The following is a 17,520-nucleotide window of genomic DNA, read 5'->3' on the forward strand; positions in this document are numbered from 1 at the left end:
TATCGGTCCCAAATCTTGAACCCTGTCTCTCTTTAATCAGTCTTCCGACTTGTTCAGGACCACGCCCATCACCGGCGGCATGCCGACAAGGAACCGTTCACATTCCGCCATATCGGCAGCGGTGCCCCGGCGACCGTCGGCAACCAGCAACAGCGCATCGGCCAGCGGCAGGGCCGCCAGCGCCGCATCCTCGCCCAACAAGGCGGCTGTGTCGATGACGGCGATCTCGGCCGGGTGGCTGTCGTGCAGCCGCCGCATGGCCTTGGCCAGCGCCTCATCCTGCAACAGTTCGGCCGCGCCTGCCTCGGCCCGCTCCGGCGCCAGCACCGACAGGTTCGGCGCCTCTTCCACCCGCGAAACAAGTGCGTCCAGATCGCCGCCGGCCCGCAACGCTGTGGCAACGGATGCACAGCCCGGAATGCCAAGCTGACCGGCAACGCCGGGACTGCCCAGGTCCAGGTCGATAAGCGCCACCTGCGTATGCGGCTGCCGGGCCAATGCCAACGCCAGGTTCACCGCAACGAAGGTGCCGCCAGCGCCCGGTGTGACCGGAACCACGGCCAGCCTGCTCCAACCACGGTTGCGCATCTCGCGCAGGATACGGGTGCGCAGCAGCGAAAAACGCTGCGCGCTGATCTTGGCATGTTTCGCATCCGAGGCGGTCAGCGCCGCCTCGCGCCGGATGAACTTGCTGGACACATGACCGCGCGCCGCATCGGGCGCAGCCTGTCCTGCCGGCGTCCTGTCCGGGTCGTTCCCTTTCGCAGGAGTCAAACCTGTGGCTCCTCTGCCTCTGATGAACGGCGCCATCCCCCGGACAGCGGCCTGCCGATGACTTTCCCGGCAGCGGCATGGTAGCGTCCCGGCCATGAACGCGACAACCGAAAACACGCAAGATCACGACAATGCGCCGTATTTCCTGACGTCGCGTGACCGATTCCCCATGGTGCGGCAAACAGAGCCTGATATGCGACCCTTGGCACACCGCCAGCAAATCGCGAAATCCGGCGGAGGCCGTCAAGAAAGCCCGGTTTTCACCCCATGACGCCCTGCACGATCATCCTGCCCGCCCATGACGAGGCCGGCTATATAGACACCTGCCTGCATCACGTTCTGGCCCAGGACCACGTCGGCTCGGTCCAACTTATCCTTGTGGCCAACGGTTGCAGCGATGATACCGCCGCCCGGGCACGCTCTCATGAGCCGGGCTTTGCCGCGCGTGGCTGGCGGCTGCAGGTCGAGGAACTGACGCAGGGCGGCAAGATCGGCGCACTGAACCACGGCGATGCCTTCGCGGGGCCCGGCGTGCGACTGTATCTGGACGCCGACATCCGCATGGGGCCGCGGCTTCTGGCGGGCATCATGCGCGTGCTGAACGTGCCCGAGCCCCGCTATGCCGGAGGACGGCTGGTGGTTGCCCCGTCCCGCAGCGCCGTATCTCGCGCCTATGCCCGGTTCTGGCAAAAACTGCCCTTCGTGGCGCAAGGTGTCACCGGCGCGGGGCTTTTCGCAGTCAATGAGGCCGGGCGCGCACGCTGGGGGAGCTTTCCGCAGATCATCTCGGATGATACCTTCACCCGGCTGCAATTTGCGGAATCCGAGCGGTTTCTTGTGGATGAGCCCTATGAATGGCCGCTGGTCGAGGGATTTTCAACGCTGGTGCGCGTGCGCCGTCGCCAAGATATGGGCGTGGCCGAGATCGCCCGGCTGTTCCCGGAACTGCCGCCGAGACAGGGCCATGTTCGACCTGGCAGGGCAGAGCTCGCCCGCCTTGCGCTTGCCGATCCTTTGGGCTTTTCCGCCTATGTGGCAGTCGCGTTGGCCGTGCGGCTGGGGCGCAACCGGCAGGGTTGGGCGCGGGGACGCTAGCTGAGGTCAAAGGCCCACACGGACCCGCCAACCCGCCGGGTCCGTCCCGGTCAACGCCGCTGAAATCCACCACCCTCGGTCGGGCGGATCGCCACAGGGAAAAGCAGCCATTCGCACCCGCTGTCGCCCTGCAGACAGTACGTGATCCCATTGCTCTTCTGGCAAAGCTTTATTTATGAACTGCATCTTGGCCGGCGCACCCAGTATCAACTGCGATCAATTTAGAATGCCGTGAGGATTTCAATTAAAAATTGTATATTTCCGCGGATATTAACAACCCGTGATTGTGAATTATCATACTCAAATTGACGCTAAGTCACTTCAAAATCCCCATAACTCAACCAATGGTTGCGAATTTAAATATGGATCAACCGAATTTCTTGCGTCGCCTGTCTGATCAGCGGTTTTCTCCATTAAGGTTACCCGCGAAAACACCATTTCCCCTAACCCAGAACTTTCTATAAGCTATTGTTTTCAAACAAACCTATACTTTTCGTCAGTGTCAACTTTCGTTCTAGTTTTATTCAAATGCAAAGCTATACTGCCGTGGTGTGGTTAGGGGGTAGGTTTCAAAATGCGGCATACGACGGATTTCGATATCGAGACGATTGACTCGGTGTTGCATTCTCACCCGGACGAAATCAGCAGTGAGCCTGTCGGGGTCCAATCTTTTTACGCCCGATATATCAAGCGCCCGATGGACATCGCATTCGTCGTGCTGGCCGCACCGATCATCCTGCCCGTAGTGTTGATTCTTGCACTCATCATCTACTTCCACGGAGACAGGCCCTTCTACACCCAACAGCGGGTCGGGCGCTCGGGGCGCAGCTTCCGGTTGTGGAAACTGCGCACGATGGTCGAAGATGCCGATATCCGGCTGAAAGAGTATCTGGACGCCAATCCCGAGGCCAAGGCTGAATGGGAACTGACGCAGAAACTGAAAAATGATCCGCGCATCACCTCGACCGGACACTTTATGCGCAAGACCTCGTTGGACGAATTGCCGCAGCTATGGAACGTGCTGCGCGGCGACATGAGCATGGTGGGTCCGCGGCCGATGATGCTGGAACAAGCGCAGCTTTATCCGGGGGCCGATTACTATCACCTGCGGCCGGGCGTGACGGGTCTGTGGCAGATCTCGGATCGCAACGACAGCACCTTTGCCGCCCGCGCCACCTTCGACGCGCAATATGTGGCCGGGCTGAGCTTCAAGGGCGACATCAGCATCATCGCCAAGACCGTCGGCGTCGTCCTGCGCTGCACCGGTTACTGAGCAGCGCCACCGCGCCGGGTTTGCACCTCATGCCGCTCGATACATCTGAAGCGCCGCAATGCAACAAAAAGCGTGGCGGCTGTTCCGCTGACGACATAGATCAGCAGCGCGGCCCAGAACGACAGATCAAAGGCGACAACCCCGATCAATACGCTGGCCAACGCGACTGCGACACCAATGGTCAGGATGCCAGTCAGAGGCTTTCTCCTCAAATGCACAAGCTTCAGATCAATAGTGCCAAATAAATTTAAAATCGCTAGACAAACTTTAGTGCGTTAATCCGTGATACTGGATATCCGCCCATTGTTAAGCGAAATCGGCGCCAACCGGCCGACATGGCGGGGCGAAATCACGGCGCATCGGCTTTTTTTCTGGATGGGGACCCATCGCCTTGCGAATCGGTTATTTGATCAATACATATCCGCGCCCCTCGCACAGCTTCATCCGGCGCGAAATCGCGGCGCTTGAGAGTGAAGGTCTCGAAATCCACCGATTCGCCATGCGCGGGGACCGGGATGCCCTGACCGATCCTGCCGATCTGGCCGAGCACACCCGGACCGAGCGCATTCTTGAAGCGGGGGCTGGCGCACTGCTGAAGGGCCTTTTCCGACAGTCCCTTGCAAAACCTGCCCAATTCGCCACCGCCTTGCGGTTGGCGCACCGCCGGGCGCAAGCCGGAGAATCCAGCCTGATGCGGCAGATAATTTATCTGGCCGAGGGCGCGCGCGTCGCTGCCCGCGCACAGGACTTGGGGCTGACACATATTCACGCGCATTTCGGCACGAACTCGGCGCGGGTCGCCGCTTATGCCCGCTTGCTGGGTGGCCCCACCTTCAGTTTTACGGTCCACGGCCCAGAGGAATTTGACAATATCCTGGCGCTGGATCTGGGCGGAAAGCTGGCGCTGGCCGAGTTCTGCGTGGCTGTCAGCAGCTATGGCCGCTCGCAAATTTGTCGCTGGGCCGCAGCCGCGGATTGGGAAAAGATTCAGGTCGTCCATTGCGGGCTGGATCTGAGCCGCTGGGCCGGGCCCTTGCCTTTGCCTCAGGGCCCTTTTCACATGGTCTCTGTCGGTCGTTTTGCCGAGCAAAAGGGCTTTGGCCTGCTGATCCGCGCTTTTGCGCTGGCTTGGCGACACAACCCACGGCTGCATCTGTCGCTGGTCGGCGACGGCGAGCTGCGCGCCCAGATCGAGGCGCTGATTGAGGCAGAGGGCATGGGTGATGCCGTCCGACTGCTGGGTTGGCAGGATGAGGCCGGTGTCCGTGCGGCCATGGAGGCTGCCCATGCACTGGTCACGCCCAGTTTCGCCGAGGGCCTGCCGGTGGTCATCATGGAGGCCATGGCCTGCGCCCGGCCGGTCATCGCCACCTATATCGCCGGTATCCCCGAACTCGTCCGGCCGGAACAAGAAGGCTGGCTGGTTCCCGCAGGCGACCCCAAGGCGCTGGCCGAGTGCATGCTGCAAGCCGCCGACACCGCACCCGAGACATTGGCCGCAATGGGCGCGTCAGCCCGCGCCCGCGTCATCGCCCGCCACGACATCCGCGCATCGGCCCGCAGATTGGCCGCGCTGTTCAGCCGCGCCACAGGCTGATCGCCAGCCAACATTCTGCCGCCTGCCCCCAGCGACCGCCAATCAACCGGTCCCCCATGCAAGCACGAAACCGTGTCGGGCCGATTACGGCGGGAACCTCGCGAAAGTCCAGCATCCGTCCGGTCAGCGGATATTGCGCCTTGAACATCGCCTCTTTGGCACAAAAAGGCAGCAAGGGCGCGAAGGGGGAGCCGTTCAGGCGAAAGGGCATCACGGCCTCGGCCAACCCCTCGGGAAGCGAGCGGGCGCAGGGCTCCAGATCGATACCCACGCTTGCTCCGCCTGGCGGCGCGGCAATGGCGATGCAGTAATCGCCGCTATGTGACAGGCTGGCACGGATACCCTGCGGCAAGTCGGGCTGACGATCCGGCCGCGCCACGATGGGCAGATCGGCGGGCAGGTCATGCCCCGCCGCACGGATCGCCGCCCGCAATGCCATGCGCCCCAAGGCAAACTCGCGCCGTCGTTTCGGGACGGCACGGGTGACGGCCTCAGCCTCCTCGGGCCGAAGCGGCGCGGGCTCCGCCGTCAGCGGCAGCACCGCGCAGCCATAGCCGGACGGCAGCAGGCGTCGCGCCAGCGCATCAAGCGCGGCGACTCCGCTCACCGCCCGCCGCGCAATTGTGCCCGCAAGGCCCGACGCCGGGCCATGGCATCATCACCGGCTTCGGCTGGCTCGGGTGGCGCCACGGGCGCGACTGGGCTCGGTGCAACGGCAGCCGGGGCAGCGCTGTTCGCCGGCATCAGCGAGGCGACGTGCTTCAGGAAATCCGCCATTACCGGAAAACGGAAAATATCCGTCACGCCCAGACGCGGCAGCGATAGCCGGTCACGGATCGTCCGATGCAGTTGGATCGCCAGCAGCGAATGCCCGCCCAAGGCAAAGAAATTGTCGCGCGGGCCGATCTGCGGCACCCCCAGAACCTCGGACCACAGCGCCTGCACCGACTGTGCCAGATCCTCGGTCGGCGCAGCGACCGATGCGGCGGAGGTGGTCTCGATGACCGCCGACGGCGCAGCCCCGACCCGAACCGGCGCGGCACTGCCCGGCACCGGCAGGTGCTTGCGGTCGATCTTGCGGTTCGGGGTCAGCGGCATCTTGTCCAAACGCACGATCCGCCCCGGCACCATGTGAGAGGGCAGATTCGCCACCAACGCCTCGCGCAGCGGCTTCTCGGACAGATCATCGGCCCCGGTGACATAGGCAACCAGCCGTTTGTCGCCGGGCGTATCCTCGCGCACCAGCACCACCGCTTCGCGCACGCCGGGCAGCGCAGCCAAGGCCGCCTCTATCTCGCCCAACTCGATGCGGAACCCACGCAGCTTGATCTGGTGATCGGCCCGGCCGATATAGTCCAGCCCGCCCTCTTCACGCCAGCGGACCAGATCGCCGGTGCGATACATGCGCGCGCCCCAAGGCGCCGCACGTTCCGCAGGCACGAACGGATCCGGGCGGAAGGCCGCCTCCGTCAGATCATCGCGTTGCCAATAGCCGCGCGTCACACCATGACCGCCGATCCACAACTCGCCCTGCGCCCCCGGAGGCACCGGCACGCCATCGCCGTCCAGCACGTAGACCTGAGTATTGGCGATCGGTCGGCCCAGCGTCACCTCGCCGCCACCGGTCAGGTCGGCCACCGTAGACCAGATCGTCGTTTCGGTGGGGCCATACATATTCAGCACCCGCGCGCGGGTGACCGATCTGATCTCGGCCAGCAGCGACGGCGGCAGCGCCTCGCCACCCACCATCACGCATTTCAGGCCGGCCATCGCCCCAGCGACCTGCGGGTCCGAAACCAGAATCCGCGCCATGCTGGGGGTGCATTGCAGATGCGTCACCTTCCAGCGACGTATCTGCGCCGCGATCGAGAAATCGCCGTCCTCTGGCGCTTCGGCCTGCGGGTTCACCGCAGCTCGCAACTGCGCCAGCAACGGAAAGCCGGCCACGACCTGCTCGGGCGCGATGCCATAGTCGATCAGGCAGGCCACCTCGTTCACGCCGATCTTCTTCAGTTGCTCGATGCGGGCGATGCCGTCCTCAAGCGAGCCGAACAGGCCCGAATCGTCGAAATAGCGCAGGAAGGCGAATTCCAGGATGCCGTCCACCTCCTCGGCAGACAGCGAATCAAGGTCGATGGCCATCGGGCTGGTCATGCCGGCCGGGCGCCGGAAGGCCGGGAAATCCCAGGCGCATTGCTTGACCAGCGCGGTGGCGCTGGCCAGGTAATTCTTCATCGGCTGGCGGGCGATCTCGCGCGCCGTCTCGCGATCCTCGGCCAGATAGGTGTGCAGCATCAGCGTGACGGTAAAATCCGCCGGATCATACCCGGCCGCGCGCAGCGCCGCGTGATAGTCCTTGATGCGGCTTTCCACCGTGTCGATGCTCTGGCCCAGCAGGTGGGTCAGCACGTTCATGCCCAGCCGGCCGGCCTCGACCCAAGTCTCGGGATTGCCGGCGACAGTCATCCACAGCGGCAGTTCGTTCTGCACCGGACGCGGCTGTGTGACCACGCCAAAGCTGCGACCGTTGGCATGAGGGAAATCGACTTTTTCGCCGCGCCATAGCCGACGCAACTGATCCACACCGTCGGCCAGCGCTTTCTTGTTGTTCGGCGGCGCATTCTCGGGACGCAGCACGAAATCATCGGGTTGCCAGCCAGAGGCGATGGCCAAGCCGACTCGCCCGGCGGTCAGGTTGTCGATCATCGCCCATTCCTCGGCGACACGGGCGGGATGGTGCAGCGGCAGCACTACGCTGCCGGCGCGCACCGACAGGTTCTTCGTCACCGCCGCCACGGCAGCGCCCGAAACCGAGGGGTTCGGATAGGGTCCGCCGAAGGCATGGAAATGCCGCTCGGGCGTATAGACCGCAACAAAGCCGTTCTGGTCGGCAAAGCGCGCACCATCCAGCAGCAACTGGTATTTCTTCGGGCCGGGACCGTCGTCGTTGCCCCAATAGAACAGGCTGAAATCCATCCCGCCCTGCACCTCGCGGCGCGGCTGTGCAGGCGCGCTGGACACCGCCAGCCGCGATTCCTCGCCCGCGATCACCAGCCGCAGACCGCGCGCCAGCGACCAGAAAATCTCCAGCACCGAGATGTCAAAGGAAAGGCTGGTCACCGCCAGCCAGGCATCGCCCGGGGCATGGGGAATGGCCGCATCCATACCGGCAAAGAAATTCGCCACATTGCGATGCTCGACCATCACGCCCTTCGGCCGCCCGGTCGAACCCGATGTATAAATCAGGTAGGCTAGGTTTTCCGGCTGGACCTGAGTGACAGGCGCCGCCACCATGCCCTGCGGCAGAGTATTGGGGATGGTCACCACCTGCGCATTATTTTGCGGCAGCCTGTCGGCAAGACCGTCCTGAACCAGCACCACCGCAGCGCCGCTATCCTGGATATAAAGCTCGATACGGTCGGCGGGGTAATCCGGGTCAAGCGGCACATAGGCCCCGCCCGCCTTCCAGATCGCCAGCGCCCCTATCACCAGTTCAGGCGAGCGTTTTGCAAACAATCCGACCGGCTGGTCCGGGCCGACGCCCAGTTGCACCAGTTTTGCCGCCAACACATTGGCCGCGCGGTCAAGCTGGCCACGGGTCAGTGTTCGGTCCTCGAATGCCAGCGCCACCGCATCGGGGTCGGCGGCCGCCGTCTCGGTAATCAGGTCATGGATGCAGGCAAGCCGCACATCAAGCTGCGTGGCGTTGCGGGCGATCAGCAGGTCGTCGCGCTCGGCCGCATCCATCAGGGGGATATCGCGCAGCATAACCGTTCCGGGCAGCGCGAGACCCGCATCCAGCGCACGGGCCAGCCGTTGCGCCTGCGCGGAGGACACACGGGCGGGATCATGGTCCAGCCGGGCCACGGCTTCGGTCAGCGTCACCGTCAGCGCCGCGCCCTGAACCGGGCCGCTTTCGGACAGGTTGAGCGCCAGATCCGGCGTCGCCATATCGCGCAACTCGGGCGCGCGGTGCAACAGATCGGCCATGAAGAAGCCTCGCTTGGCCTGCTCGCCGATTTGCGAGGCCAGCGCCTGCCCCAGATCGGCCAGCCTGCGGTCCCCCTGCACCTCGACAGCCAAAGGCTGCCAATCCGCCACGATCCCGGCGGCCTCCGGCTGACCTGCGGGTCGCAGCGCCAGATCGAACGCGGTCTGCCCAGCCAGCCGCGCCAGCAGCGAGGCCGCAAGCGCGATCCGTTCAGGCGAAGCACCGGGCATCAGTTGCACAGACTGGGTTGCGCCGGACCCCTCGCCCGGCAGCACCGCCGGATTCATCCGGGCCAACCGCGCGCGCCACCAAGCGTCATGTTTGGCCGCCTGCTGGCCAAACGTCGTCAACCGCGCGGTCTCGTCAGGGAAAAGCGGCGGGATCACCGTTCCGACCGAAGGCGATTCACCGGCAAATCGCAGCTTAACCGCAGCCTTGGCGGTCGCGATGGTCGCGATCGAGCCCTCTTGCGCCAGTACGGTGCCGGGGGGTGCATTGGTGGGCTCTGTCCCTTCGAAAGCCGCGACCAGCAATACGCGGTCAGCCAGCCGCACCTTGGGCAGGGCCAGCGGATTCCAGTAGTCGCCATGGTCGAGGCCGCGCACAAGCGCACAGATCCGGGCGGCGGGCAGCGAGAAATCCAGCACGGCGGCCGCATCCGGACGCTTGTCCTTGCCGACATAGCTGCGCTGCGACAGATCCTGCCGCACCCGCTGCGGGCCACCTGACTCAAGCTGCGCCACCACGTCGGCAAAGCTTTCGGCACCGCGGGCAAAGCAGCGCGCATTCAGCGTCAACGCCGTATCGTCGCGGCCGATCTCGAACCGGCGCTGGGTCAGGATGTCACCTTCATCCACGCCACCCTCGATCATGTGCCAGGTGACGCCATGCTCGGGCTCGCCGCCGATGATCGCCCAGACCGGCGCGTTCAGGCCGGCCAGCTTCGGCAGGGGGCCATCATGAAAGTTGATCGCGCCAAGGCGCCCGCGCGCCAGCATCTCGGGGCGCAGGATGGACAGGTTGGACACACTGAAAAGCCAGTCGGCGGACATGGCATCCGGGGGCACCGGCGCGTCCTGATCCTCGACCGCCAGCCCCGCCTCTTGCGCCCAATCGCGCAAGTCGGGATTGCGTGTCACCACCGCGGTTATGTCATGCCCGCGCGCCAGCAGCGTTTCGGCCGCATGGCGCAACAGAGATTCGTTACCCACCAGAATCGCGGAAAAATGCGTCATGGTTTACCCTTTTTAACATGAACGGGCTTTGGTTGCGAACGAAAGGCGTGACGCATCAACTGGATCAGGTGGCCCTGCGGACCATCCGGCTTGCGCCCCGTCAAAAGGCAGCGCAGGCGAAATACCCCTGCACCGCCCAAATGCGCGACTGTGGCCCAAAGCGCGCCCAGACGCCCATGATGTTTTTCGAAATAACGCCGCCGCGAATCGTACCAGTAATCCGGCGCGCGCTTCCATTCCCTCATCCCAGTGCTGACTGAACCAATATGCAGAACCAAACTTTCAACGACGTAATGGGTTTGCCAGCCTGCCTGCGCGGCACGGCGGCACAGGTCGGTTTCTTCGTAGTAGAGGAAGAATCCCTCGTCGAAGAGACCGATTCGATCCAGCACATCCATGCGGATCATCATTGACGCTCCGGCCGACCAGTCCACGCGACCAGATGTCTCGGGCTGCGGCAGCGCCACAATCTTGCGCCGCAACAGGCGCGAGATCGGTCCGGTGCGGCTCATCGCCTCGAACTCGCTGGCGGCGCTGGGAAAGCGGAACGCCGTCGGATGGGGCACGTCATCGGTGCCGCGCAGGCGCGAACAGGCAATCGCGGCCTTGGGATGCGCCACCAGATAATCGACCAGCGCCCGGATCGAGCCCGGCTGCGGGATGGCGTCCGAGTTCAGCAGATAGACCAGATCGGCCCGGCGCCCATCCGGCAGCCCTTGGCGGATGCCATGGTTATTGCCCGCACCATAGCCGCCGTTCCAGCCCGATTGCACCACCGCAACCCGGCCGGAACTCAGCCAGCCGCGCGCCTCGGCCTCGGCCAGCATCTTGTCGAAACTGCCATCGCCGGAATCGTTGTCCACGATGGTCAGCCCGCCGTCGATACCCTGCATTTCGCGTAACGCGGCCGCTGCGGCATCCAAGGACATCTCTGGCGTGCGCCAATTCAGCACGATGACGTGAAGGCTGGGCGTGTTTGCGCTTTGCTGCATGGTTACTCTGCCGCCTTGATCGCCGCCGAAGTGTCCACATCGGCTTCACGCAGGGTTTCACGCAGGACCGAGGCCAAGCGGCGCACGTTCGGCTCCAGCACCATGGAATCATGGTCGCCCGGCACCTCGATCACACGCAGGTTCGGCATCCACGGTGTCCAGCCGTTATCCTCGGTCACATAATCGCGGCCCGAGTTGATCCAGAGGCCACCCGTGACTTTCCAACGCCGATCAAGCGGCGGCCGGAACATTGCCACCGGCCCGTCCCAGACCGAAAGCTGCATCTTCGGCAGCGCCGCAAGGAACGCGGCCTCGATAGCCAGATCGTGGAAGGTCCCCGTGGCCTCGGTCGCGACTTCCGCCTCAACCGCCTTGGCCTTGCTGCGACGTTGGAACTCATACGAGATACGGTCTCGCAGCCATTTCCAGACAAAGCCCGCGCCACCTTCGCGCAACTCGCCCAAGCGGATCATCAGCCGGTCCTGCCGGCTGACCGGCTCGCGCGACGGCAGCGGCGTGTCGAGCATGACCAGCATCGCCACCTCTTCGCCCGCCGCGCGAAGCTGGCGCGCCATCTCATAGGCTGTCAGCCCGCCGCCTGAAAAACCACCCAGCAGATAGGGCCCCTCGGGCTGCACCTGACGCAGTTCCTGAATATAATCCCGGGCAGCTTCGGCAAAGGTTTCATGCGGCTTGTCGTCGCCCAACAGCCCACGCGCCTGAACGCCGTAAAAGCGGCGATCCGATCCCAGCCGTTGCGCCAGTTGCCGCAGGTTCATGATATTGCCGAACATGCCGGCGACCATGAAGAAGGGCGTGCCCTCGCCCCGCCCGCCCATATCGACGAGGAAGCGATATTTGGGCCGGGCCGAAACCGGCAACTCGCGGACATTGTCCGGCGAGACCAGTTCGCGCGGGCCGGTGCGTTCCTCGATCAGCGCGGCAAGCGCGGCAATGGTCGGCGCCTCGAACAGGGTCGAGATCGGCAGATCCACTCCGAATGCCTTGCGCAACTGCCCGAACATGCGCACCGCGATCAGCGAATGGCCGCCAAGGTCAAAGAAACTGTCCGCCGCACCGACCTGGGCAATGCCCAGCAGTTCGGACCAGATCGCAGCCAGTTCCGCCTGAATGCCCGGTGCCGGTTCAACGAAATCGCTATCGAGGTCGGGGCGCTCGAACCCGCCCTCGGCGGGCGCCGCATCCTCGGTCACGCCAGCCTCGGCGATCAGCGCGTTCAGGTCCAGCGATGAGACATAGACCTGCGACAGGCCGGTCGAGATGGCACGGCTGAGCATTGCGGGACCGATCGCCGCCGGAATGCCCTGGCTGATGTTGTGCTGCAGGCGACGCTCGGCCGCGGACAGGCTGCGCGCGGGCTGCGCCCGTGTTTGCGGTGTGGCCGAAATGGCCGCCGCCAGCTTGCGCAGCGCAAAGCCCCGGATCTCGGCGCAGACCGTCCCGTCCGGCGCGGCCAGCGTGATGTCGAATTGCGCCATGCCCTGCGCATCCAAATTCTCGCCCGAATTGCGGATCCTACTGATCACCTGCGCCGGCAGCGGCCGGTAAAGCCGGATGGAACGATAGCCCATCGGCACCCACAGGTTCTCGGGCGTCCAGCCCTTGATCAACTGCATCGCCCAGCCGGTAGCAATGTCCAGCAGGGCCGGATGCGCCAGCCAGCCTTGCTCCAGATCGCCGGTGAATTCGGGCGAAAGCGACAGTTCCGCCACCCCCTCATCACCAGTGATGCGGAAACGGCGCAGCACCTTCCAGCGCGGGCCAAAGGCCATCTGGCGTTCCTGAGCCGAGGGGATCGGCACGCCCTGCCCGTCCTGATCCCAGTGGCCGCCCTGCACCGACAGCGCCTCGGGCGTGGGTTCCTGAACCGGGCTGACCAGAGCCGACACGTTCGGCTCGCCCTGCGGATCCTCAAGGATCTCGATGCGCATGGCATCGCCTTCGGGCAAGACGCGAGTGCTGACCAGCGCGGTATCCAGAACCAGCAACGGACGGCGGAATTCCAGATCGCGGATCGCCAGCGGCAGGCTCAGCCCGCATTCCTGCGCCGCCTCGGCAATCAGCTCGATCCAGCCGGTGCCGGGCATCAGCGCCTGACCGGCGGTGGTCTTGTGACCGCCGATGATCCAGTCGTCCAGCTTCAAAGCGGTGCGGAACTCTCGCCCGCCGGGCAGCGGCAGGCTTTTGTCCAGCAGCGGCCGCCCTTGCGGCGCGACAACGGCCGAGGCGGTGTCCAGTCCCATGGCCCGCGCGGCCATGCCGGTATCTGCCCAAACGCCCCAGTTGACCGCCACCACGCGACCCAGCGCCGCCGGTGTCGAACGGGCCACCGCGTTCAGATATTCGTTGGCGGCGACGTAATCCGCCTGACCCACCGAGGCGATCACCGACGAGGTCGAGGAAAACAGCACCGTCAGCTTGGCCGGATCGGCCGAAAGCGCCTGAACCAGCGCACGCGTGCCCAGCAGTTTTGGGGCCAGCACGTCCCAGGCCTCGTCATCGGTCTTGGCCGCGATCAGCCCGTCGCGGATCACGCCGGCCGCATGCAGCACCACATCAAGACTGCCGAAGCGCGCCTTGGTTTCGGCGACGGCGCGGGCCATGTCCTCGGGGCTGGTCACATCGGCGCGGATCGCCAGAACCTCGGCACCCAGCGCCTGCAACTGACGGACCAAGGCGGTGACGGCGGGCGAATCCACCCTGCCGCGCGTGGTCAGGGCCAGCTTCGCCCCACCCCGCTGCGCAAGTTCGCGCGCGATGGTCTGACCAAGGCCGCCGAAACCGCCGGTGATCAGGCAGGTCGCACCTTGCGCAATCGCGGCCATGCCATCATCGGCCAGAGCCACGCGTTCAAGGCTTTGCTCAAAGCGGCGCCCGTCGCGCCAAGCCGCCACAGCCGCACCCGAGGGGGCCAGCGCCTCTTCCAGCAGGTTCGTGGCCAGCGCATCCAGACCACCCTTGGCCGGCACGCGGATATCCACCAGCCGGGCCGAGACACCCGGCATCTCGTTCGGCATGACCCGGATCGGCCCGGCAGCCGTTGCCTTTTCGGGCGCGGGCACCTGCTCATCCGCCACGCGCAGCGCGTCGTTGCAGACCGCGATCACCTCCAGTTTCGTCTCGGGCAGTTCCACGCCAATGGCCTGCGCCAGATGCAAAAGACCGAAGAAGCCACGCTCCAACTGGCTGTTGAGCAAGCTGGAGCCGGGCCGGAATTTCGCCCCTTGCGTCACCGACCACAGATGCAGGATGCGGTCCGGCGCCATATCCTGCCCGACCAGCGCGGCCAGCAGCATCTCATAGCCCTCGCGGTCGGATTCGACCGGCAAGGTAAAGCGGCCCTCTCCCTTGTCGGCAAAGGTATCGCCCACCTGGACCACTGCGACACGTTGACCCCGCGCCCGCAAGCCGCCCACCACGCGGTCGGCAAGGCCAAGATCGTCGGCAAAGATCAACCAGTTCTGCACATCCTGTGCCACCGGCCCTTGCGGTCCGATTTCGATGGCGGGCGAGGCCAGCTTCCACGCCGGCCGCCAGCCCCAGTCCGCGGGCTCGTCAATCCGGGCCAATTCCGCCACCGCTTCGGTCGAGGTATTTGCAGCGCGTTCGATGAAATAACGTTTGCGTTGAAAAGCATAGCCGGGCAACGACAGGCGCTGACGCCGCGCGCCACCCCAGATCTGATCCCAGTCGATCTGCCCGCCGCAGGCCCAGAACCGCGCCAGCGCGCCCATGAAATAGCTGTCGTCGCTGGTCGTATGATCGCGATGGCGCAGGGTCGAGATGACCTGATTGGCGGCGACGGCCGGATGCGCCTTGGCCATGGCCTGCATGGCGCGACCCGGACCCACCTCGAGGAAAACCCGCCCCGGCACCTGCGCCAGATGCGAGATCCCGTCGGCAAAGCGCACGGTGCCGCGCAGATGCGCCACCCAATAATCGGGGCTGGTCGCCTCGGCCACCGTCAGCGGTTGGCCGCTGCGGTTCGAGATGATCGGGATTTGCGGCGGGTTCAGCGCAATGCCGGCCAGATAGGCGCGGAATTCCGCCAAAATCCCGTCCAGCATCCGCGAATGCGCGGCGATGGAGATGGCAATGCGCTGGCATTCCACCTCGCGCGCCGCCATCTTTTCGGCAAAGCGGTCCAGCATCGCGTCCGGCCCGGACACGACCGACAGGCCCGGCGCATTCACCGCAGCCAGATCCAATCCCAGTTCCGCCAGTTCGGCCGCAAAGTCCTCGGGCGCGAGGGGCACCGACAGCATGCCGCCGGCGGGGACACGGTCGAACAACTGCCCGCGCAGGCGCACCAGACCGATGCAATCCTCGAACGACATTACCCCGGCGATGCAGGCGGCGGTATTTTCGCCCATCGAATGGCCGATCAGCGCCGTGGGACGCACCCCCCAGCTGATCCACAGTTGCGCCAGCGCATATTCGATGATCATCAGCAGTGGCAGTTGCAACGAGGGCTGCAAAAGGCGGCGGTCCGCCTCGGCCTCGGCGCCCGGTTCGGGCAACCACAGGGCGCGCAGATCGGCGCCATGCGCGTTCGTCATGTGGTCCAGGCCCCGGTCCATCCATTCGCGGAACACCGGTTCGGTTTCGTAAATTCCCCGGGCCATGCCGGCATATTGCACCCCGCCGCCGGGCAGCATGAACACAGGCTCTGCCGGATCGCCCACCGCCTGATGGTCGAAAACCAGCAGCGGATCGGGATTGGCCAGCAGCGCCGCCGCCTCGGCCGCGTCCCGCGCGACCAGCACGCGGCGGCGGTCGAACTGCCGCCGGCCTTGGGTCAGGGTAAAGGACAGGTCGGCCATGTCCACGTCTTGATTGGCGCTCAGCCAGTCCGCCAACCTCGTCGTATTCGCATCCAGCCCCGCCTTGCCGCGGCCCGAAACCGCAATGATGTGGAATGGCCAGTCGGACTCGCCCGAAACCTCGGCCACAGGCGGCTCTTGCACGATGACATGGGCGTTGGTGCCGCCGACGCCCAGTGAGTTCACACCGGCGCGGCGCGGACCCGGGACCGGCCAGTCGGAGAGCCGGTCATTGACCTGAAACGGCCCGCTTTCAAAGTCGATGGCAGGGTTGGGCGCCTCATAGCCAAGCGTGGCGGGGATCTGGCCGTGATGCACCGCCAGCGCCGATTTGATAAGCCCGGCGCTGCCCGCCGCCGTATCGAGATGGCCGATATTGGTCTTGACCGAGCCGATGCGGCACGGCCCCTGCCGCGTCCCTTCGGAAACCCGTTCATAAGCCTGGGTCAGCGCCGCGACCTCGATCGGATCGCCCAGCGCTGTGCCGGTTCCGTGGCATTCGACATAGCCGATGCTGTCCGAGGAAACCCCGGCCATGACCAGCGCCTCGGCCACGGCCTGTGCCTGACCCTCGACACTAGGGGCCAGATAGCCTGCCTTGGCCGCGCCGTCGTTATTGATGGCCGAGCCCTTGACGACCGCCCAGATATGATCGCCATCCGCAATCGCATCCTTCAGCCGCCGCAGCGCCACCACTGCCGCACCGCTGCCGAAGACGGTACCCTGCGCGCGATGGTCGAATGCGTGGCAATGGCCGTCGGGCGACAGGATTTCGTTTTCCTTGTACAGATACCCCAATCCATGCGGCAGCTCGATGGTCACGCCGCCGGCCAGCGCCATGTCGCATTCACCCGACTGCAGCGCCTGGCAGGCCATGTGGATCGCCACCAGAGAGCTCGAGCAGGCGGTCTGCACGCTGATGCTGGGCCCCTTGAGGTCGAAAATATGGCTGACGCGCGTGGACAGGAAATCCTTGTCGTTGCCGGTGTGGCGCAGCAGGAAATGCCCCACCCCATCCACCAGATCGCGGTTCGAGCACACGTTCCAATAAAAATAGCTGCCCATGCCGCAGCCCGCCCAGACGCCGATATTGCCGGCGAAGTTCTCGGGCATATGCGCGGCATCCTCCAGCGCATGCCAGCAGGTTTCCAGAAACTTGCGGTGCTGGGGATCCATGATTGCCGCTTCCTTGGGCGAAAGCCCGAAGAACTCGGCATCGAATTCGTCGAAATGTTCCAATATGGCGGCAGTGGGGACGTAGTTCGGATCCGACATCCGCACCCGCGATTCCCCCCGCGCGATCAGATCGGCTTCGGACCAGCGGCGGATCGATTCGACCCCGCGGCAAAGATTGTCCCAGTACTCCGCCACTCCGGCAGCGCCCGGTAATTGGGCGGCCATGCCGACGATTGCGATATCACTGTCCTCAACGGCGGTCTTATCAAAGGCCATATGGTGCCTCATGTAACTCGTGGAATGCCCTTGCGGGCGGTAATGACTTAACAACTGACGCGCGTGTCCGGCATAGCGAATCCAGCGCGCCGCACCAACCTTTAAAACCATCCGGATGCCTGCCTTTTTAGGCAGAATCCGCTTGCCAACCGACAAATCCGAAATAAGCGATATTGACGTCGCACCGGGGATCAGGTCCAGCATGTTCGTCGGCCGCACCCGCGGAAACACCCCTGCCCGCCCCATAAGGCGAAGGGCGTTGCAATC

At 64.8% G+C, this 17,520-nt stretch carries 9 protein-coding genes; 3 read left to right on the forward strand and 6 right to left on the reverse strand.

Going from position 1 to position 17,520, the window contains the following annotated elements:
* Window positions 1–36 precede the first annotated feature (36 nt).
* Window positions 37–774 (reverse strand): P-loop NTPase family protein, encoded by a 738-nt coding sequence (locus tag JWJ88_RS07110; protein ID WP_205293422.1) that lies wholly within the window; start codon window positions 772–774, stop codon window positions 37–39.
* A 267-nt stretch (window positions 775–1,041) separates the two neighbouring features.
* On the opposite strand from JWJ88_RS07110, the gene JWJ88_RS07115 reads away from it, so the two are divergent.
* A complete protein-coding gene (locus JWJ88_RS07115; protein WP_205293423.1) occupies window positions 1,042–1,869 on the forward strand; it encodes a glycosyltransferase in 828 nt (275 codons plus the stop codon).
* A 574-nt stretch (window positions 1,870–2,443) separates the two neighbouring features.
* Window positions 2,444–3,142 (forward strand): sugar transferase, encoded by a 699-nt coding sequence (locus JWJ88_RS07120; RefSeq protein ID WP_205293424.1) that lies wholly within the window; start codon window positions 2,444–2,446, stop codon window positions 3,140–3,142.
* Here the strand turns inward: JWJ88_RS07120 and JWJ88_RS07125 are convergent.
* Window positions 3,136–3,354 carry a hypothetical protein gene (locus JWJ88_RS07125; protein ID WP_205293425.1) on the reverse strand — a complete coding sequence of 73 codons (219 nt, stop codon included), beginning with the start codon at window positions 3,352–3,354 and terminating at the stop codon, window positions 3,136–3,138. The two genes, JWJ88_RS07120 and JWJ88_RS07125, sit on opposite strands and share 7 nt — an antisense overlap.
* Before the next feature lie 179 nt (window positions 3,355–3,533).
* Here JWJ88_RS07125 and JWJ88_RS07130 point away from each other — a divergent pair, with 179 nt between their 5' ends.
* Window positions 3,534–4,739 (forward strand): glycosyltransferase, encoded by a 1,206-nt coding sequence (locus JWJ88_RS07130; RefSeq protein ID WP_205293426.1) that lies wholly within the window; start codon window positions 3,534–3,536, stop codon window positions 4,737–4,739.
* Here JWJ88_RS07130 and JWJ88_RS07135 read toward each other — a convergent pair.
* Genes JWJ88_RS07135 through JWJ88_RS07150 form a run of 4 tightly spaced genes read right to left on the reverse strand, consistent with a single transcriptional unit; the run spans window position 4,720 to window position 17,253 of the window.
* Entirely contained in the window at window positions 4,720–5,346 is a 627-nt protein-coding gene (locus tag JWJ88_RS07135) for a 4'-phosphopantetheinyl transferase family protein (RefSeq protein ID WP_205293427.1), read from the reverse strand. The genes JWJ88_RS07130 and JWJ88_RS07135 overlap by 20 nt on opposite strands.
* The gene (locus JWJ88_RS07140) at window positions 5,343–9,965 is read right to left on the reverse strand and encodes a MupA/Atu3671 family FMN-dependent luciferase-like monooxygenase (RefSeq protein ID WP_205293428.1); all 4,623 of its coding nucleotides are present in this window, start codon (window positions 9,963–9,965) and stop codon (window positions 5,343–5,345) included. The genes JWJ88_RS07135 and JWJ88_RS07140 overlap by 4 nt, the downstream gene beginning before the upstream one ends.
* A complete protein-coding gene (locus JWJ88_RS07145) occupies window positions 9,962–10,957 on the reverse strand; it encodes a glycosyltransferase family 2 protein (RefSeq protein WP_205293429.1) in 996 nt (331 codons plus the stop codon). The genes JWJ88_RS07140 and JWJ88_RS07145 overlap by 4 nt, the downstream gene beginning before the upstream one ends.
* 2 nt (window positions 10,958–10,959) lie before the next feature.
* A complete protein-coding gene (locus tag JWJ88_RS07150) occupies window positions 10,960–17,253 on the reverse strand; it encodes a type I polyketide synthase (RefSeq protein ID WP_205293430.1) in 6,294 nt (2,097 codons plus the stop codon).
* Between the last annotated feature and the right edge of the window lie 267 nt (window positions 17,254–17,520).

It is taken from the genome of Paracoccus methylovorus, from assembly GCF_016919705.1.
GTDB lineage: Bacteria > Pseudomonadota > Alphaproteobacteria > Rhodobacterales > Rhodobacteraceae > Paracoccus > Paracoccus methylovorus.

Coding starts and splice junctions, on each gene's coding strand:
- JWJ88_RS07150 (WP_205293430.1), bottom strand. CDS start 17,253: ATGGCCTTTGATAAGACCGCCGTTGAGGACAGTGATATCGCAATCGTC.
- JWJ88_RS07145 (WP_205293429.1), bottom strand. CDS start 10,957: ATGCAGCAAAGCGCAAACACGCCCAGCCTTCACGTCATCGTGCTGAAT.
- JWJ88_RS07115 (WP_205293423.1), top strand. CDS start 1,042: ATGACGCCCTGCACGATCATCCTGCCCGCCCATGACGAGGCCGGCTAT.
- JWJ88_RS07140 (WP_205293428.1), bottom strand. CDS start 9,965: ATGACGCATTTTTCCGCGATTCTGGTGGGTAACGAATCTCTGTTGCGC.
- JWJ88_RS07120 (WP_205293424.1), top strand. CDS start 2,444: ATGCGGCATACGACGGATTTCGATATCGAGACGATTGACTCGGTGTTG.